At 36.0% G+C, this 17,828-nt stretch carries 23 protein-coding genes; all 23 read left to right on the top strand.

Features of this window, described 5'->3' with window-relative positions; genetic code table 11:
* Positions 1 to 19: 19 nt before the first annotated feature.
* The 23 genes from CBP76_RS07210 to CBP76_RS07105 all read left to right on the top strand — a co-directional run bounded on the left by CBP76_RS07210 (position 20) and on the right by CBP76_RS07105 (position 17,826).
* Positions 20 to 283 carry a DUF6877 family protein gene (locus tag CBP76_RS07210; protein ID WP_102196262.1) on the top strand — a complete coding sequence of 88 codons (264 nt, stop codon included), beginning with the start codon at positions 20 to 22 and terminating at the stop codon, positions 281 to 283.
* Positions 249 to 464, top strand: a complete 216-nt coding sequence (locus CBP76_RS13075; protein WP_133120389.1) for a hypothetical protein — start codon at positions 249 to 251, stop codon at positions 462 to 464. The genes CBP76_RS07210 and CBP76_RS13075 overlap by 35 nt, the downstream gene beginning before the upstream one ends.
* A gap of 19 nt (positions 465 to 483) precedes the next feature.
* Positions 484 to 705, top strand: a complete 222-nt coding sequence (locus CBP76_RS07205; RefSeq protein WP_102196261.1) for a hypothetical protein — start codon at positions 484 to 486, stop codon at positions 703 to 705.
* A gap of 135 nt (positions 706 to 840) precedes the next feature.
* Positions 841 to 1,047 (top strand): hypothetical protein, encoded by a 207-nt coding sequence (locus CBP76_RS07200; protein ID WP_102196260.1) that lies wholly within the window; start codon positions 841 to 843, stop codon positions 1,045 to 1,047.
* Positions 1,048 to 1,216: 169 nt separating this feature from the next.
* Positions 1,217 to 1,354, top strand: coding sequence for a hypothetical protein (locus tag CBP76_RS13185; RefSeq protein ID WP_166667219.1), 138 nt, complete (start codon positions 1,217 to 1,219; stop codon positions 1,352 to 1,354).
* Between the two features lie 13 nt (positions 1,355 to 1,367).
* Positions 1,368 to 3,137: a hypothetical protein gene (locus CBP76_RS07195; protein ID WP_102196259.1), complete on the top strand. Its 1,770-nt coding sequence runs from the start codon at positions 1,368 to 1,370 to the stop codon at positions 3,135 to 3,137.
* An 82-nt stretch (positions 3,138 to 3,219) separates the two neighbouring features.
* The gene (locus CBP76_RS07190) at positions 3,220 to 3,660 is read left to right on the top strand and encodes an ArpU family phage packaging/lysis transcriptional regulator (protein ID WP_102196258.1); all 441 of its coding nucleotides are present in this window, start codon (positions 3,220 to 3,222) and stop codon (positions 3,658 to 3,660) included.
* A 292-nt stretch (positions 3,661 to 3,952) separates the two neighbouring features.
* Positions 3,953 to 4,198: a hypothetical protein gene (locus CBP76_RS07185; protein WP_133120388.1), complete on the top strand. Its 246-nt coding sequence runs from the start codon at positions 3,953 to 3,955 to the stop codon at positions 4,196 to 4,198.
* A 262-nt stretch (positions 4,199 to 4,460) separates the two neighbouring features.
* On the top strand, positions 4,461 to 4,697 hold the full coding sequence (locus tag CBP76_RS07175) for a hypothetical protein (RefSeq protein ID WP_102196255.1): 237 nt from the start codon (positions 4,461 to 4,463) through the stop codon (positions 4,695 to 4,697).
* Entirely contained in the window at positions 4,681 to 5,028 is a 348-nt protein-coding gene (locus CBP76_RS07170; protein WP_245865669.1) for an HNH endonuclease signature motif containing protein, read from the top strand. Before CBP76_RS07175 ends, CBP76_RS07170 begins: the two co-directional genes overlap by 17 nt.
* A 164-nt stretch (positions 5,029 to 5,192) precedes the next feature.
* On the top strand, positions 5,193 to 5,654 hold the full coding sequence (locus CBP76_RS07165; protein WP_102196253.1) for a phage terminase small subunit P27 family: 462 nt from the start codon (positions 5,193 to 5,195) through the stop codon (positions 5,652 to 5,654).
* Positions 5,638 to 7,407, top strand: coding sequence for a terminase large subunit (locus CBP76_RS07160; RefSeq protein ID WP_102196252.1), 1,770 nt, complete (start codon positions 5,638 to 5,640; stop codon positions 7,405 to 7,407). Before CBP76_RS07165 ends, CBP76_RS07160 begins: the two co-directional genes overlap by 17 nt.
* A gap of 14 nt (positions 7,408 to 7,421) precedes the next feature.
* A complete protein-coding gene (locus CBP76_RS07155; protein WP_102196251.1) occupies positions 7,422 to 8,690 on the top strand; it encodes a phage portal protein in 1,269 nt (422 codons plus the stop codon).
* Positions 8,632 to 9,372 (top strand): head maturation protease, ClpP-related, encoded by a 741-nt coding sequence (locus CBP76_RS07150; RefSeq protein ID WP_102196250.1) that lies wholly within the window; start codon positions 8,632 to 8,634, stop codon positions 9,370 to 9,372. Before CBP76_RS07155 ends, CBP76_RS07150 begins: the two co-directional genes overlap by 59 nt.
* A complete protein-coding gene (locus tag CBP76_RS07145) occupies positions 9,372 to 10,523 on the top strand; it encodes a phage major capsid protein (RefSeq protein WP_102196249.1) in 1,152 nt (383 codons plus the stop codon). The genes CBP76_RS07150 and CBP76_RS07145 overlap by 1 nt, the downstream gene beginning before the upstream one ends.
* A 183-nt stretch (positions 10,524 to 10,706) precedes the next feature.
* Positions 10,707 to 11,045 (top strand): head-tail connector protein, encoded by a 339-nt coding sequence (locus CBP76_RS07135; RefSeq protein WP_102196248.1) that lies wholly within the window; start codon positions 10,707 to 10,709, stop codon positions 11,043 to 11,045.
* Positions 11,023 to 11,385: a phage head completion protein gene (locus CBP76_RS07130; RefSeq protein WP_102196247.1), complete on the top strand. Its 363-nt coding sequence runs from the start codon at positions 11,023 to 11,025 to the stop codon at positions 11,383 to 11,385. Before CBP76_RS07135 ends, CBP76_RS07130 begins: the two co-directional genes overlap by 23 nt.
* The gene (locus tag CBP76_RS07125; RefSeq protein WP_102196246.1) at positions 11,382 to 11,804 is read left to right on the top strand and encodes an HK97-gp10 family putative phage morphogenesis protein; all 423 of its coding nucleotides are present in this window, start codon (positions 11,382 to 11,384) and stop codon (positions 11,802 to 11,804) included. The genes CBP76_RS07130 and CBP76_RS07125 overlap by 4 nt, the downstream gene beginning before the upstream one ends.
* On the top strand, positions 11,801 to 12,187 hold the full coding sequence (locus CBP76_RS07120) for a hypothetical protein (protein ID WP_102196245.1): 387 nt from the start codon (positions 11,801 to 11,803) through the stop codon (positions 12,185 to 12,187). Before CBP76_RS07125 ends, CBP76_RS07120 begins: the two co-directional genes overlap by 4 nt.
* A complete protein-coding gene (locus CBP76_RS07115; protein ID WP_102196244.1) occupies positions 12,188 to 12,871 on the top strand; it encodes a major tail protein in 684 nt (227 codons plus the stop codon).
* Positions 12,871 to 13,263: a phage tail assembly chaperone G gene (gene gpG, locus CBP76_RS07110; protein WP_102196243.1), complete on the top strand. Its 393-nt coding sequence runs from the start codon at positions 12,871 to 12,873 to the stop codon at positions 13,261 to 13,263. Before CBP76_RS07115 ends, gpG begins: the two co-directional genes overlap by 1 nt.
* A 23-nt stretch (positions 13,264 to 13,286) precedes the next feature.
* Entirely contained in the window at positions 13,287 to 13,460 is a 174-nt protein-coding gene (locus tag CBP76_RS13180; RefSeq protein ID WP_166667215.1) for a hypothetical protein, read from the top strand.
* A 16-nt stretch (positions 13,461 to 13,476) separates the two neighbouring features.
* Positions 13,477 to 17,826, top strand: a complete 4,350-nt coding sequence (locus CBP76_RS07105) for a phage tail tape measure protein (RefSeq protein ID WP_245865666.1) — start codon at positions 13,477 to 13,479, stop codon at positions 17,824 to 17,826.
* Positions 17,827 to 17,828 lie beyond the last annotated feature (2 nt).

Below are 17,828 nucleotides of genomic sequence, written 5' to 3'. Positions count from 1 at the left end.
TTGATTGATGAGATTGAAGATGGAAAAAATGGATAATCAAGAATTAATGGACGACAGAGAATTACTAAATGCGTGGGAAAAAGTCCAAGACTTATTACCAGTTCAAGTGAGGGATGATCTTTATCACCGAATGACGGATTGGATGATGATGGGTGGAAAGTTTGGCGATCGATATATGTGGTCACAAATTGATTACGCTAATAAAGTTATTGAAAATCAAAATAAAAAGAAGGACTGGGAAAAAGTAATTGAAAACTACAAGGATCTTATGGGATGGAATTAAGGCATTAATCATAGTTGCAATATTATTTTTGGCAATTTTATTAATGCTGGAATTTATGCACGGAGTTAGGGATGGTGCTTCCACAAGAAATCTAATTGTTAATGGGATTGGATCATTGCTACTTTTTCAGTTATTCAAAATTGATATTACCGTTCGTCATCGGAACAGCGAAGATTATTAATACAAAGGATGTAAAAAAAATGAGTAAAAGGGTAACAGTAAGAATTCGTAAATCAACAGGTATTAATTTTGAAACTTTAAAGTTGGATTCAATTTCTGGAGTATATACTTCTTCATCGTTGACAGAAAAAAGGTACTTCATTGTTTATACCAACATTTTTGGCAGTCAGGCTTTAGAAACTACCAAGTCAGATTACAAGTTGCTCACGGGTGTTATGAACGTGACAGAATTAGATATTTAATGTGGGATGAATAGAAGTGATAGGAGATAAAGATTTGAATTTAGAAAATAGTAATTCTCATGTTTATGATAGGCCATATTCAGATTTATATGAGGGTGGTTTACATGTCGAAAAAGTTGAATTAGGAGATTAATTATGTATGTAGCAAAATTGAATGATTTATATCTAAAAAAAATCGTTGTCGAGAATTTTTACAATGGTACAAAAAGTATTAACGGCCAGTTTACAAATTCATTTAGAAAAGCAGCATTGTTTAATGATTGTGATAATAAAGACGTTGAAATTTTGAAAAGAAACGGCTTCAAGTTCTATAAGCTATCTGAAACAGAGGTGGAAGAATGAAGTCTATCTCATACTCAATAATTTCCTTATTGATTATTACGATATTCAATGTGATAGGAATAATTAGAGCTAAGTCTGTAGAAGGTAAGATAAATCATTTTGGAACCGGAGTACTATTAATTTTATTTTATATTGCGTTGGCAATAGTTGGACAAGGGGGCTAAATAAATTGAATGTAGAAACGATTCAAAAAGCAATGCTGCTGCTTGAAATATATGACTATTGGGGTCCAAAAACTGTTCAATATGCAGAAGATATAGAAGCGGGAGTAGATGTACTAAAAGGTATCTATGAACACGGTTATTAGAGGAGAAATATTTATGGAACTTTTATTTTTTAAGATAACTTTCATTTTTGTGTTTGCAGGGTTGATACCTGCTGTAGGGGTTGTTGGGTATTCAATTTACAAAAAGGATCATATACTTGCTGTTACGAGCTTAATTGCTAATGGAATACTGTTCCTAGCAGCTTATTTAACAGTTTTCATGCTAGTACCTAATCAATATTTTGTTTCAATCGTTATGTGGAATTTAATATCTTTAATTGTTTCATTGGGTGTCAATATGCTCATTTTAGACTTTCAAGGAAACGATGACATGAATTTTATATCACTATCAAGTGTTTCCGCTGTTTTTGCTGTACTTATAATTTTTGGAGTATTCATGTTTGCTATCAGACTAGGATCAACAAAAAACTCAGCAAATACAGTCGAAACTAAAGTAAGTCAACAAGTTAATAAGGCACCAATGCCAGTTATAAGCAGTAAGAATAAAGAAGTTGCTGTTGCTAATTCTGTAAAAACAGTTAAGGCACAGATTCAAAACTCTTTATCAAATGTTCCTAACTCAAATGTTTATGATGTTGATCATCTAAGAGTACAAACTTATCGGGGAAAGATGGTTTATATAGCACCACTCGATTTCGACGGCTCATATTTTAGATATAGACATTATAAAAAGGTAGATGGTTATTTTATCGTTGATGCTACTTCTAAGAATGCCAAGCCTAAATTTGTAAAAAGAGAAATGAAGTACACTCCATCAGCATATTTTGGACATGATGCATATAGAAAGATTTATTCAAAAGTTGCAGGCAGCCTTTACAGCATGGATGGAAATACGCCTCAATTAGAAATTGATGATAGTGGAAAACCTTATTATATTTCTACTTTGTATAAGAGAATTGGAGTTTCTAATAGACCTAATTTTCATTATAAGAAGGTAGCCGTTTTAGATGCTGAAACCGGTAGTGTCAGAATTTATGATTTAAACAATAAACCCGAGTGGTTAGACATTGCCGTTGATCCGACTGTATCTAGTTGGCAAATTAAGTCTTGGGGACAAGAACGAAAAGGCTGGTGGAATGCATATGGTATAGGTGGTTCCAGAGAAGGAGTAATCAAATCAGTAAGTAAAGCTGGTACAGAAGGAACAGACCAGCAGTTAACACCTGTGCTGTTCAATAAACATATTTATTATTTTGCTTCAATGACAAGTACAAATTCTAAGCAAACCTCAGTCTTAGGATATATGTATGTCAATGCTGCAAACGGTAAGACGTATTACTATCGAGAAAAGAATGACGCAATGACCCCAGAGAGAGCATCTAGTTTAGCAGAGAATAGAATGAAACAAACTCAATGGAAATCAAGTATGCCACTGCTATATATGATTGATGGTAAACCTACGTGGATCGTATCCATGCTTGATGACAATGGAGCATTTATGAGCTATGTGTACTTACTAGCAAGTGGAAATGGTACACAGAGTACTGTTGCTGTGGGAACCGATGCTAAAAGTACATTAGCTAAATATCGTTCATTGTTTGATTCTTCAACAGCCATTCCAACTGGTAAAGGGAAGATATCAAATGTCGAAGGAAATATTTATAGATTAAATATCAATGCTACTAAAGTGAGTTTCATTTTGAATGGAGATTCAAAAATCTATACTTTATCTCTGAAAGAATTTCCAAAAGGTCAATTTGTCCAAGCCGGAGACAATGTTAAATTTGAGGCTAATATTTATCAAAAATCAGGGGATGTAAAATCTGAATTTGAAAATAAAACCATAACTGAAGAAAATAAATAGACACAAAAAAGCCACCCACAGAGTGAGCAGCTAATTAATTGATTCCAGCAAATCAATTATATCACAAAAGGGGCTGTTACTTATGGGGCTATTACCGCGAGTTGATGAGAAGGCAACTCAAGATAACGTCAAAGAGTATTTGAAAAAGGATTTTCCAAGATTAGTGGTTCAAGCTGGGTACTCAATGCTAGAAGTACAGTCACCTAGCTTCGGTGGTATTGGAAGTAAAGGCAACAACGTTAGAAATGGTATAGAGGATAAAATTATCGATCACTTTGATGCTAGACCAATAGTTAACGATACAGTCAGAGCTATTAATCATTGTCCTGAAAAGTATTCATTAATTCTTAGAGGATTATATATTGAAGATTTAAAGGACTGGGAAATTGAAAGTAAAGTTAGTTATGGACATACTCAATATACGACTAATAAAAAAATTGCATTATTATACTTTGCTGATGCATTTCAAAGTATTGATGACCTTCACATTTATGAAGAAGTGAGTTGGAAACAATATACATGATTTTAAGAGTGAACTTTTACTGAACTTTTTGTGAACAAATACCGAACCGCGACCGAACTGTTTTTAAGTTATATTGGTATTGTTGATAATTACAGAGATAGCGACAGGTTACTCTACCTGAAAAGGAGCATAAATTTAGTTCTTATTGTTATAGATCAACATTGATGAGTTATGATAAAGCTCATCTTTTTGTGGGTATAGGTTTTATCATCCCTGGACAATTCCTTCAGAAAGTCTTGAATACAATGCTTGGGTTCGATTCCCAAGGCCCACATTTTTTGAAGGGAATGATGTGATGAAGACAATTCTTAATGTAACAAAAGACAACGATACTATATCAGTTCATGTGGATAGGGATGTTACTACTGAAGAATTAGAATATGGCTTAATTAATGTGATGTATCATTTGATTATTCGAGATATAAAAGCCAGAGGAATGAGACTTTCTAAGAATAACTTTAATCAAGTAAATAATCGTTATGGTGAAGCTATTAAGTCACATACTGGTGTCATGTGGGATTTGATTCATAAAAAATAATATTAAGAGAGATTGCTAATCGGTAGTCTCTTTTTTGATTGGAATGATTAGATGTTAGGAATGGTTGTTGGTTCTATTAATTGTAAATATAAGTGTGGTGCAATTGTATATAATTCAGATGGAAGAACGACGGGATATCTTTCAAATGATACTTATTGGAGATTAAAAGAAACATCTATTATTAATGGAGAAGAATGTTATAGCGTATCTAAAAATAGATGGGTACCAAAGAAGTACTTTATATTTAAAGGGGGATTGATCAATGAAGAAAGTAATCGTAATGTCTGAAGATGAGTATGATCAAGCAATGCAAGGACTTGACGGTATACCGTTCAAGACTGATAGAGCTGAAGCAAGCAATGGCAAGTTCATTAGATCAACAATCACTGTCAGTAAGTCAGCACTAGAGGAAGTACTCAGAGCCAGAGAGTATGAGTTAGTCAAGCCAGAAGATGGATCTAAGATTAACTGGGATGCTGCTATTGTCTGGACAGACTGACAAATACATCAGGTTCTATCATACGAAGGCATGGCATGATGCGAGACAAGAGACACTCACACGTCAACATTATCTTTGTCAAGATTGTTTACGTGATGGAAAAATAACAGTTGCTAAAACAGTTCACCATATGGTTCCTCTTAGGGATGCTTGGGACAAGAGACTTGATCAAGATAACTTAGAGGTCATCTGTTTAGAGCATCATAATCAGGAACATCCTGAGAAGGGTTCTGGGAATAAGAAATACTTCAAACATGAGGCAGCGGTCAAAAAACGTTCTGATGTTTTCAAATTCTCATCAAACAAAGACGATGACAAATTATTTTGGTAGCCCCCCTACCTCAAAAAATATTTTGATGAAATCCCAGACAACGGTGTAGTCCCTTGTTCGCAATAAATTCGTTTTTCAATAAAAAAATATTAATCCATTTCAGGCTCAAACCATTAAGTATCAATGGTTTGAGCCTTTTTGGTCGGGTGGAAAGGAGGAAATTTTTGCCACAAACTGCTAAAAGTTCGTTGATTCACTTAATGGAAGGCAATCCGAACAATATTACTAAAAAAGAGCTTCATAAACGCAAAAAAAATGAAGATAAATTAACTTTGCCACGTGATAAGTTGATTCCGCCATCATGGTTAACAACAACTGGTGCTAAAGAATTCAATCGAATCGTTGAAATGATGGAACCAACACAATTGTTAACCAATGGTGATATGAATACGTTGGCGTTATATTGCGATACGCTTGCTGATTATCATTCATTTGATAGAAAGATTAAGCAAAAAGGTTACATGATGAAAGGTCGAGTCAATCCGTTCATTCGTGAGAAACGTAATGCTGCTTTGTTACTGGATAAATTAGCAAATGAGTTAGGGTTAACACCTGGATCACGTGCATCTTTAGCAATTAATATGCCAGATGATAATGAAGGGGATGATGATGACGAATTCGACTAACATTTTAGATTATTCATTCACACAATTAACAAAATGGTGGGATAAATATAGAAGTGATCGTGAGGGATGGGCCTTTTTGAAAGAACCTAGCCCTATTTTATTGACCAATTATTACGCCAAAATGGTTGTTGACGGTGACATTCCAGCTAGTAAGGAAGTCGTAGCATCATGTGAACGACATCTAAAAGATTTAGACCGTCAAGGTATTGATGATTTCCCTTGGATATTTGATGAGGAAAAAGCCTGGCGTCCAATTCGATTCATTGAATCTAAATGTAAACCGTCAAAGGGTGATTTTGACCAATTGGTGCTCCAGCCGTGGCAACATTTCGTTGTCGGCAGCATGTTTGGTTGGGTTCATCGTGATACTGGTTATCGTAGATTTCGTGAAGGTCTAATATTCGTTGGCCGTAAAAATGGTAAGACAACACTCGAGTCTGGACTTGCTGATTATATGACCGGGTTTGACGGCGAACGAGGTGCCAATGTATATTTCCTTGCCAATGCTCAGAAACAAGCTCATAAGTTGTTTGATGAGTCTAAAGCTATGATTGATGCATCGCCATTCTTATCTAATCGTTTTGTAGCAAATAATAACGAGATCAGATTTCCTAAGCGTAAATGTACTATTGTTCCTATGTCAGCTGAAAAAACTAACAAGGATGGTGAGAACCTACATTTCGCTGTTTTCGATGAAATTCATGAATACAAAGATTACAAGTTAATCAACGTTATGAAACGTTCTCGTGGTACTCGTAAACAGCCATTAATCATTTATATTTCAACCGCCGGAACGGTTTTAGATGGTCCACTGATGGATTTTGTTGATAATGGTCAGGATTGTCTAAAAAATTATGATGATCATATTGATGAAAGAACATTTTATTATTTGGCCAAACTTGATGATAAGCAAGAGGCCAATGATCCTGAAATGTGGGTTAAAGCCAATCCTAATATCTGTTTGATGGAAATGGTTGATATGATCGGTGATTACAAGAAAGATCGTAAAAACCCACAAGAGTTAGCCGATTGGATAACAAAGCAGTTCAATATCTTCAGTGAAACTGACGAATTAAGCTTTGTTAATACCGAAACCATTCTTAAAAATAACAAAAATCTCAATCTTAAATTATTAGAAGGCCGAGATTGTACGGGTGGATATGATTTATCAGAGACTGAGGATTTCACTGCCGCTTGCCTTGAATTTCCTTTAGATGACGGCGGTATTTTTGTACTCGAAAAAACCTGGGTTCCTGAAGCCCGTTACAAACGAGATAAGAATCCAGAACGTATCAAAGCGTGGGAACAGGCTGGTGAGTTGGAAATTATCCCTGGAGATTACGTGAAATACGAATATGTTTTGGACTGGTTTACTGAAATGTCTAAAACGTATCAAATTACTAAAGTTATGTTTGATCCGGCGAAGGCCTTATTACTAAATAAAGCTATGACCGATTACGGGTTTGATACTCAAGAAGTTCGCCAAGGTTTCAGAACTCTAGGTGGACCAATGCAGAATCTTAAAGAGCTATTACTTGATAGCAAGGTTATTTATAACAATTCCAAACTATTTAGGTGGTATTTGAACAATATTAAATTAATTAAAGATCGTAATGATAATTGGATGCCACAGAAACAAACACTCTCACGAAAAATTGATGGTTTTGCGGCATTATTAGATGCTCATGTTGATGTCGTAAACAAATTAATTAGCAAGGAAGGTAGCAATATTGAATTTCTATCATTTGATTAAAGGAGGTGATTGAAATGGGCCTAATGAGTAGGTTCAAACAAATATTTAAACCAAATATTTCAGATAAGAAGCAGTGGTCTGGTAAATCATTTGATTTTTCAGATTGGTTTGGAAAAAGTTTTAATGGTTCAAAACAAAATATTCTCGAAAACAATGAAACAATTTTTAGCGTTATTACCAGATTATCCAACACATTGGCATCATTACCGCTTAAAGAATTGAAAAATAGGCAAGATATCAATGACAATGTTAGTAATTTAATCAGGCATAAACCCAATGAGAATATGACAGCATATGATTTCATCAATAGACTTGAGACTGATAGAAATACGTACGGGAATGGTTATGCCGTTATTGAGAGAGATTTTTATAACGTTCCTCGAAGTCTTATTCCAATTAATCCTCAAGATGTTGAGCCGGTAATTAATCGGGATGATAAGTCGCTCTGGTATCATGTTACTTCAGCATTATTTAATATTGATGCTTATGTTTTTAACCAAGATATTATTCATGTTAAACACATTACTGGTGCTTCAAAATATACTGGTATTTCCCCACTTGATGTATTAAAAGGGGCATTAGATTTTGATAATGCAGTCAAAGAGTTCTCATTAGGAGAGATGAAAAGAACGGACAGTTTCATTCTAAAATATGGATCGAATGTTTCTGAAGAAAAGAAACAGCAGATTATTGATATGTTTAAGAAATATTATGAATCTAATTCAGGGGTTCTATTTCAGGAACCTGGGGTTGAAATTGATAAAATTGAGCGTAATTTTGTTTCAGCTGATCTAAAAAACGAAGATGATATAACTGATAAAAGAATTGCTAATGCTTTTAATGTCCCACTGCAATTTTTAAATGCTAGTTCTGGTGGAACATTCAGTTCAAATGAGCAATTAATGACTCAATTTGTTCAAATGACATTGACGCCAATTGTCCGGCAATATGAACAAGAATTTGAAAAGAAATTGCTAACATCAGCCGAATTAACTGCAGGTAGTTATTTTAAATTCAATATGAATTCATTACTTCGTGGCGATATGCAGGCTAGAGCCAATTTCTATCAAATTATGAGGCGTAATGGTATTTATACGACCAATGATATCTTGGATTTGGAAGATTTGCCCGAATCATCGGATGAATATGCTGATAAGTTATTTGTTTCTGGAGACTTATATCCGATAGATATGGATCCAACACAACGAAAGGGGGTGACAAAAGATGCTACAACAAAAGACTCCAAAGAAGTTTTGGGAAATGACCCCAACAAGCAACAATAGTGCTGATGTGAATATCGATGGTGAAATTGTCAGTTATAAATGGGATGATTCCGACACCACAGGTGCTTCATTTAGAGATGATTTGAAAGAACTAGGTGATGTTAAGACCATTAATCTTCATATCAATTCACCGGGTGGATCAGTATTTGAAGGTATTTCAATTTACAATCAACTCAAACAAAATAAAGCGACCGTGAATGTTTACGTTGACGGTTTAGCTGCTTCAATTGCAAGTGTCATCGCTATGAGTGGTGACACTATTTTTATGCCACAAAATTCAATGTTAATGATTCATAATCCATGGACCATGTGCATGGGAAACGCCAAAGAACTCAGAAAGCAAGCTGATGATCTTGACCGAGTTGGTGAGCAATCTGTTAAGACGTATCTCGCCAAATCAGATGGAAAAATTGATGAAGATGAACTTCGTCAATTAATGGATGACGAAACTTGGTTATCCGCTGATGAAGCTGTTGGGTATGGACTTGCTGATGAAATTCTTGAAGCAAATCAAGCCGTCGCTTGTGTTGTTCCAGACAAATTTAAGAGTATGTTTCAGCATTTGCCATCTCAAATTACTCAAGAGAAATCAGATGAAATTTCTGACGAACGTAAAAAAATGATTGAAAGAGCTAATGCTCAAAATGAAAAAATTAAACAAACTTTAGGAGGACTAGTTTAATGCCAGTTACTTTATATCAAATGAAAGATAATCTTTCACAAGTAGGACAAGAATTACAACAAGTTAATGATGAAATTTCTATGAAAGCAGGAAATCCTTCATTTCCAGATAAGGATTTGAATGATCTAAGTGAAAAAGCCGATGGGTTAGAGAAACGCTATAACCTGTTAAAAGCTCAAGTTGATAAAAAAGAAAAGGCCGAATCAAGCAAGAATAAAGAATTCAAGAATTCACAAGATCCAAAGGAAAAGAGAACTCATGCCTATGCCCAATTGATTCGTTCGGTCATGCACAATGAAGCTCCTTCAAAAGAGATTCTTCAAGTTCTTGGAGATGATAATGGTTCAGGTGAAAATGGAACGGGTGGACAATCATTTCTACCGGTTACTGTTTCTAATCAAATCATTACTGAACCACTTGATGACAATCCACTTCGTAACGATGAAACGATTTCAGCAATCACTAATTTAATTTTGCCACGTGTACGTTTTCAAATTGATGATGATAGCTTTGTAAATGATCAAGAAATTGCTAAGGAACTAAAATCAAAAGGTGATTCAGTTACATTTGGTCGTTACAAAACAAAAATTAAGGCTGCGATTACAGAAGCAATTCTTTTGGGTACGGATACGGGATTGGTTTCTTATACAAATGCAGCTCTACAGGCTGGGTTGGCTGTTAAAGAAAAGCGTGTTGCTTTTGCTAAGGAACCCAAGGCCGGTGAAGAACATATGAGCTTCTATTCGGAAAAGACTGGGATCAAATCCGTTAATGGTACAACTATCTTTGATGCTATTACTAATGCAGTTGCTGATATTGCTGATGGATTTCAAAATGGTCTAAAGATCTATATGACACGTCCCAATTATTTACAAATGATTAAAGAATTAGTAAATAATAGCGGTGATTTATTTGGTAAGAAACCTGAAGAAATTCTCGGTTATCCTGTTCGTTTCAGTGAACTTGCAACAACACCAGTAGTTGGTAATTTCTCATTTGCTCAACTTAACTATGAAATTTCTCAAACATTATACGAACAATGGAAAGATTACGACAAGGGTATTAATTACTTCCAATTAACAGCTTGGTTTGATCATCAAATTCTTCTATCTTCAGCATTCCGTTTGGCTAATGTGACAGCGGGAAAATAGATCCCCCATCTGGAAATGATGGGGCTGATACATTCGACCCTAATGGTGATGTGAAACCTACTGCAGCTCAAACGGTTGCAGAAATTACAGCATGGCTAAAAGCACATAGCATTGACACAACCGGTAAATCAACTAAGGACGATTTATTGGGACTAGTTCCTTCTAAATAGGGATGGTGATTAAATGGCAGATGAAAAGAAAGATGATGTTGATACTTTAATTGATAATCTTCGAATTGATAATGCTGATAGTTCCGAGATTTCTACTTATCGGGATGTCGCTATTGACTATATGGTTTCAGCTATTGGTGGAACCAAGGATGATGAATTTTACCAGGGCAATTCAAGATTTAATTTGGCAGTCCAAATGTTGATTGATTACTATTACAAAAATAAGTCTGCAACGACAAGTAGTAAGGAGAAAGAAACTTACTATGGCGTGCAGACTTTTATTTTGCAATTGAAACCTGAATATCAATTTTGGAAGGAGGCTCAGGACGATGGCGATAGCTCAAACGGGTGATTTGAATGAAAGAATACGAATTATTTCTAAGGGTAAAGAATCAGTTGATGATTATGGTGATCCAACACCAGGTGAAGATGAAATTATTTATCCAAAACTATTTGCTATGGAACGAACCAAAAAAGCAGATGAAATAGCTACAAATCCGGATGCATTTAGGGATCAAGTACAGTTCATTATCCGTCATCGCAGACGAACTGAGTCTCTCATCACGTCTGACATGACCCTAATCCACTTGGTAAAACCCGAAAATATTGAGTATCAAATAACCGCTGTTAATTATGATACTCAGTATGGTCAATGGGATGTAATACTTTGTGAAAGGATTGGTCAAAAATGAGTTTCAGTTTGGATGAAGATGTAACTTCAAACCTTTCATCTTTGGGTCGAAAGGGAGCGATAATTCGAAATAAAGCATTGCGAGCTGGTCGGGATGTCGTAGTTCATAATCTGGAACAAAATACACCTTATGAAAATCAATCGGATCGTTCCTGGAAGGGTCAACGAGAAATGGATAAACGTACAGGTCATAAAACGACATTTAAACATTTGAAGGACGATATTGTTTATTCAGGTATTGATCAAACAGGAGCAGTTAAGGTTGGTTTTGGGAAAGATACCTATTGGCGTGCTCATTTCGTGGAATTAGGTACGGTTAATCAAGCACCTCAACCTTTTATTTCTAATACTCTTAATCAGAGTGAAGAAGAATATAGGAGTGTTTTGGAGAAAACTATTAGAGAGGAACTTGGCCTATGATTCGTTCCGCAGCTATTCAGATTGGTAATTTAATTAAAATTATGAATATTGGTTTTGATGATTCTAATCTCTTTATTAATAAGAATATTCCTGAAAAGAATCTTCAAAATAAAATGTTTCCGATTATTCAAATCAACACTTTACCGACCAATTCTCATGATTATGCAAGTAATAAAAAGAATTTTGAAACAGTCAGTTGTCAGGTAAATGTCCTGGTTAAAACTAACCGTGAAGTAGAAAAGTATCACAACTTAATAGAATCAAATTTAAGCACTCATCAATTTGAGTGCTTTTTTGATACTCAGGAATTTGATGAGAACTATGAAGTTCAACGTTTAATTCTTAGATTTAACAAAACTCAAAATATAAAGGAGATTTTTTAAATGGCAGATAAAACACTAAGAGCTATTGGAAGCATGGGCTTTAGACGTGTATTTCTTGGTGTTATGGATGACCAAGAGAATGTAGTAAAAGTAGTAACGGTTGATGAAAGTTCTGGTGGTACTATCGAGCTCAAGACTTCAGGATTTTCAGGTCAATTGAACGTTGAATATGCATCAAATATTGCTTATTTTGTCTCAGATGCCGGTACTGGTACTGGAAAAATTGAACTTTCAATGATGGAAATTCCATCAGATGTTTCAACTGAAATTTTAGGCGACAAATTGAATGATGACGGTATTTATATGACCACATCAGATGTTAAGCAACCATATGTAGCAATTATTGCTGAAGCACAAGATTTAAACCAAAAGCCAATGTGGATTGGCGTGGCAAAAGCTAAGTTCGCAACAACTGATGGCAATGACTTCAAGACTGGTGAGGATAAAGGTATGACTCCTGAGAAGCCTTCTATCTCTGGAAGTGCCATTACCAGACGATTAGGAAAATTAGTTAAAACTAAGGCTTCAAACTCCAATGGAACTACTTTGGCTCAATTTGCTAAAGTCATGTTCCCTGGTTTTACAGGTGATTTAGATTCAACAACTCAAACACTTGATAACGAAGGTCACAAAACTGATGGTTCATCAACTACATCCACAACTAATGAAGGAGTAACTGCATAATGATCAAAATTAATTTGTATGATCCAGAAACCGATGAAACAAAACACTATGAACAATCTCGTATTTCATTTGGTGAATTAAAAAAGGTTTTGAAGTTTAACAAGCTGCAACAAGAAGATGCCGCCTCACTCAAGATTCTCAACACCAAAATGGATAACGGAAAGGCACTGACTTCGGCTGAAGAAAAAAAATATGTCGAATTATCTGGTAAGGATGATGTTTATTTGAACGTAATGGAAGAATTAGTTGCCTCGTTATTCAAAAATCCTAAAGTAACCGTTCAATCAATTGACGATGGTTTGGAATCAGATGGGATGTCAACGTTAAGTGACATTCTTGCTGATGCTATGGGTGGTGTTGAAGCTGACGCTAATCATCCAGCAAAAAAATAACCGCAGCTGAAGCTCTCAAGCTTTTGGATGAGATCACTGATGCACAAATGCAAAATGGAATTTCATTCAAAGATATTGATGACGTAGATGCTGACAGCTTTTTAAGTTATTTACATCGTAAATCATCAGCTGATGATAGCGGTTCAACTGAAGATACTCAAATGATGTCTGCTCAAGACTTCTATAACAATTTCTAAAGGGGGTGTCAGTTAAATGGCTAGTAGTGGTAGACCTCTTGGATCAATGATTATTGAACTGGATATGACTTCAACTAAATTTGAAGATTCGTTGAAATCTATTCAAAATCAATTTCGTTTAGCTAAGAGTGAAATGAAAGCTAATCTATCAGTCTTAGATACAACTGGCACTGCTTATGAGAAAGCAAGTTCTAAGGTTGATGAACTATCTAAACTGATGGAAGTAAATGAAAAACAAATCTCAGCTTTGAAAGATCGTTATGATACGGCGGTCAAAGTTAATGGTGAATATTCTGATTCGGCAATGAAGGTTGCTAATCAGTTAAACAAGGCTGAGACACAGCAAGCTCAATATCAGCGTCAACTTGATAACGCTAAGGTTGCAATGAAAGATGCTGAACGTGGGACAGATTCCTATCGTGAAGCACTTGCACGGGTTCAAAAGCAGACAAAAGTTGAAGTTGATAGTTTACAAACTCAAGGCAAGCAGACTGAAGCTAATGTTGTGAAGTATCGTGCTTTAGGAAAAGAAGTCGATAATTACAGCAAAATTATTGCCTCTGAAAGATCTAAGTTACAAGATCTAATACTTACTAAAGGCGATGATGCTAAAGAGACTCAAGACCAACGGGTTAAAATAGCTGAATTAAATGCCGAACAGGAAAAATCACAGTATCAGTATGATCAACTCGGTAAAAAGGTTAAAAACTTTTCTGATGGTCAGGCACAATCAATTGATAGCTTAAATAAGGTTTCTTCCAAATTAAATGCTGTTGGTGGAGCTTTAAAGGATGCTGGCTCAACAATGACAACGAGATTCACAGTTCCCATTGTTGCAGGCTTGGGCTATGCAGTTAAAAGTGCAACTGATTTTTCTTCACAGATGACTAATATTAAGCCTTTACTTGAAGCCAATGGTGAGGGAGTTAAACAGGTCAAAAAAGAAATTGAAGAAATGTCTGATGATTCAAAGAAGTGGGCAACACAGTATGGTGTATCAACCACAGCAATAAATACTGGTATGGAAGAACTTGTAAAACGGGGATATTCCGCCACGCAGACTATGGGAGCCATGCCGTCAATTCTGAATGCAACTAAGGCTTCTGGTGATGATTTCAATTCAGTAATGAAGGTATCCACATCAACATTGGAACAATTTGGATTGAAATCAAACACAACTTCGGGGATGTTAAAGAATACCCAACGTGTTACCGATTCATTGACATATACAGCTAATGCAACTGCTGCTGGTTTCCAAGATATGGGCGATGCTATGACCTATGTTGGACCAACAGCACATGCCGCAGGTATTTCACTTGAAGAAACTGCATCCGCAATTGGGTTGATGAGTAACCAAGGTATCGAAGGTTCTGTTGCCGGTACTGCATTGCGTTCCGCTTTGACAAGATTGATGAAACCATCAAAACAGAACGCTGAAGGTATGAAAGAGCTAGGAATTAATGCCGAGGACTTCAAAAATCATGCCATGACTTTGCCACAAATGCTGGACAAGATTAAGACTAATACTCAAGGTTGGACAAAAGAGCAAAAGGCGGCCGCAATTGCAACTGCTTTTGGTACTGAAGCTCAGGCAGGTATGAACGTCTTAGTATCTGAAGGTGGTAGTGCTTTACAAGATTTAACAGATAAGACTGACAAAGCGACTGGATCAACTAAGAAAATCGCTGACACTATGAACAATACATCTGCATCAAACATCAGCAAGATGAAAGAATCATTCCATGTTTTAGCCATTACAATTGGTGAAAAATTGGTTCCATCAATAACACCATTGATTAAAAAAATAACCGATATGGTTAAAGCATTTTCTAAAATGAGTCCACAAACAAAGGACTTTATTATCAAAGCTGCTTTGATTGCGGCCGCAGTAGGTCCAATTATCATGGTACTAGGACAATTGGTAACATTGATTTCTGGAATAATATCGGTTGTCACATTTTTAATTGCCAATCCAATAGTTGCTGTTATTGCAGCGATTGCGGCAATTGGCGTTGGGCTGTATGAAGCATATCAGCATATCAAACCGTTCCACGATGCAGTAAATAACTTATTTAACACGTTGAAGACATTTTTCACCAATATTGGAAAATGGTTCTCAGAATTACCTGGTAAAATTCAGGCTGGCTTTAGTGGAATGAGCAAGTGGATCGGACAAATTCCAGATAAGTTTAAATCAGCGTTTAGCGGTATGACTAACTGGGGTTCAAAGTTAACTGACGGATTAAAGAAAGCCTGGGATGGGGTTGTGAAAACTACATCTAAATGGGTTTCTGAGTTTGGTAAGGTCGGTAAGAAGATGCTTGATGCGCTTGTGGGGGCTTTAAAAGGCTTCGGCAAGTTAGCGATTTATGCATTAGCATTGCCGGTTGGAATTGCGGTTCTAATAACAAAGCCATTAGTTCAACCTCTTAAAAATATAATGAAATCCTTGATTGCCGGTATTAAAGCGATTTGGGTTCCATATTCGACATGGTTAAAGAATTTTTGGGTAGGAATCTTCAATACCTGGAAAGTTATAATTACAGCCATTTCGAATTGGTTTCATTCAATTTTTACTGCTTTGGCCAACTGGTTTAAATCAATTATGTCAGGCATTTCTAACACTTGGCGTAGTGCATGGACTAATATCAGTAACTTCTTTAAGCCGATACTATCAAGTATAGGCAATTTCTTTAAATCAACGTTTAATGGGATTAGAAGTTTCTTCGCTGGTGTTATGAATTCTATTGCAAGTATTGCCAGCAGTGTAATGTCTGCAATCAGTGGTGCCTGGAACACTAGTCTAAATGCAATTAGTAGTTTCTTTAAAGGTATTTTCAACGGAATTAAAAGTTTTACTAGTTCCGTAATGTCGAGTATCTCAAATGTGATTTCTGGAGCATTAAGTGCTATTTCTTCGACATGGTCAAAAATGTGGCAGGGAATGGCTAGTTTCTTTGGTGGAATTTGGGATGGAATTAAAAAAGCAGCAGCTGACGGAATTAATGGCGTACTCGGCGTTATCAATTCTGGGGTTGATGCGATTGATTCCGTTTGGAAATTCTTCACTGGTAAGAAGACTTCAGTTCCTCATTTAGGAAAAGTTCACTTCGAACAAGGTGGTGTTGTTGAACAACATTTATCAGTCATAAATGATGGAAAAGGGTCAAATTGGAAAGAATTAGTTCAATTACCTGATGGTGAATTAATGATGAGTCATCAACGTAATTGGACTGGAATGTTACCCGCTGGAACTCGTATTTACAACGGTGATCAAACTAAAGGCATTATGAATGCTGTCGGTATTCAAAAATATGCTAAGGGTGGAATTGTCGGTAGCATTGAAAGTGCCGGTAGTGGATTGATCGATTGGGCTAAAGGTTCACTCGAAAATGTTGGTTCATGGATTGGCGATAAGTTTGAAGCTTTATCTAAGTTCATGGAGCACCCAATTGAGAATACTAAAGCGTTAATGACCAAAGCCGGCGACAAGGTTATGCCTACAATTTCTTCGTATGCTGACTTTGCCAAAGGTGCCTTAGACAAAACAGCTGGAATGGCAGGAGATTGGGTCAAAGATCACATATCTGATGTCATGGATAAAATGATGGAATCAATGGGCGGCTCTGGTGGAGCAATGCCAGCCAAAGCCTATGGTCCTATGATTAAAGCCGCAGCTGCATTTATGCATCAATCAATCACAGACTTCAATGTCGACATGATTGAGAGAATCATTTCCAATGAAAGTGGTGGTAATCCTAAGGCCATCAATTTGACTGATAATAACGCAAAAGCAGGACACCCATCTAAAGGTATCCTACAATATATTGATCAGACTTTTGGTTATTATATGGTTCGACCATATACAGATATTTGGAATCCACTTCATCAATTGATTGCCTTATTTAATGATTCGACATGGCGTTCAGATATGGGCATGGGCTATAACGGCAAATACGGCGAATGGAGAGGTAATGCTTCAGGTCCTTCAGGTCCAAAACTGATGGCGGCCGGTGGCTTAATAACACAGGCTACCAATGCTATCGTTGGTGAAGCAGGTCCTGAAATCGTACTACCTCTTACAAACCAAACTCGAGCTATGCATATTTTGAGCCAAGCTCAAGCAGTAATGGGTAATGGCAATGTTTCTTCATCAAATAATGTAGATACGTCTATGCTCGAGGAGAATCAGAAACAGCAGACTTTATTGATGCAAATTCAAAATAAGTTATTGTCCAAGATTCTTGAAATCATAACTAATGGCAATGGAGGTTCAGATGATAGTAATGCGCTGAATAGAATTTATAAAACAATGGATCAACTTGGATTGAAAGATAGAAAAATTACTAAATATCAAATGGGGTAGGT

This window comes from Companilactobacillus nuruki, from assembly GCF_002872255.1.
Taxonomy (GTDB): Bacteria; Bacillota; Bacilli; order Lactobacillales; family Lactobacillaceae; genus Companilactobacillus; species Companilactobacillus nuruki.
This window is presented reverse-complemented; position numbering and strand designations above follow the sequence as displayed.

What these genes read in the sequence shown, in the direction of transcription:
- CBP76_RS07210 (WP_102196262.1), top strand. Translation starts at nt 20, where the DNA reads ATGGAAAAAATGGATAATCAAGAATTAATGGACGACAGAGAATTACTA.
- CBP76_RS07205 (WP_102196261.1), top strand. Translation starts at nt 484, where the DNA reads ATGAGTAAAAGGGTAACAGTAAGAATTCGTAAATCAACAGGTATTAAT.
- CBP76_RS07200 (WP_102196260.1), top strand. Translation starts at nt 841, where the DNA reads ATGTATGTAGCAAAATTGAATGATTTATATCTAAAAAAAATCGTTGTC.
- CBP76_RS07195 (WP_102196259.1), top strand. Translation starts at nt 1,368, where the DNA reads ATGGAACTTTTATTTTTTAAGATAACTTTCATTTTTGTGTTTGCAGGG.
- CBP76_RS07190 (WP_102196258.1), top strand. Translation starts at nt 3,220, where the DNA reads ATGGGGCTATTACCGCGAGTTGATGAGAAGGCAACTCAAGATAACGTC.
- CBP76_RS07175 (WP_102196255.1), top strand. Translation starts at nt 4,461, where the DNA reads ATGAAGAAAGTAATCGTAATGTCTGAAGATGAGTATGATCAAGCAATG.
- CBP76_RS07160 (WP_102196252.1), top strand. Translation starts at nt 5,638, where the DNA reads ATGACGAATTCGACTAACATTTTAGATTATTCATTCACACAATTAACA.
- CBP76_RS07155 (WP_102196251.1), top strand. Translation starts at nt 7,422, where the DNA reads ATGGGCCTAATGAGTAGGTTCAAACAAATATTTAAACCAAATATTTCA.
- CBP76_RS07150 (WP_102196250.1), top strand. Translation starts at nt 8,632, where the DNA reads ATGCTACAACAAAAGACTCCAAAGAAGTTTTGGGAAATGACCCCAACA.
- CBP76_RS07145 (WP_102196249.1), top strand. Translation starts at nt 9,372, where the DNA reads ATGCCAGTTACTTTATATCAAATGAAAGATAATCTTTCACAAGTAGGA.
- CBP76_RS07135 (WP_102196248.1), top strand. Translation starts at nt 10,707, where the DNA reads ATGGCAGATGAAAAGAAAGATGATGTTGATACTTTAATTGATAATCTT.
- CBP76_RS07130 (WP_102196247.1), top strand. Translation starts at nt 11,023, where the DNA reads ATGGCGATAGCTCAAACGGGTGATTTGAATGAAAGAATACGAATTATT.
- CBP76_RS07125 (WP_102196246.1), top strand. Translation starts at nt 11,382, where the DNA reads ATGAGTTTCAGTTTGGATGAAGATGTAACTTCAAACCTTTCATCTTTG.
- CBP76_RS07120 (WP_102196245.1), top strand. Translation starts at nt 11,801, where the DNA reads ATGATTCGTTCCGCAGCTATTCAGATTGGTAATTTAATTAAAATTATG.
- CBP76_RS07115 (WP_102196244.1), top strand. Translation starts at nt 12,188, where the DNA reads ATGGCAGATAAAACACTAAGAGCTATTGGAAGCATGGGCTTTAGACGT.
- gpG (WP_102196243.1), top strand. Translation starts at nt 12,871, where the DNA reads ATGATCAAAATTAATTTGTATGATCCAGAAACCGATGAAACAAAACAC.
- CBP76_RS07105 (WP_245865666.1), top strand. Translation starts at nt 13,477, where the DNA reads ATGGCTAGTAGTGGTAGACCTCTTGGATCAATGATTATTGAACTGGAT.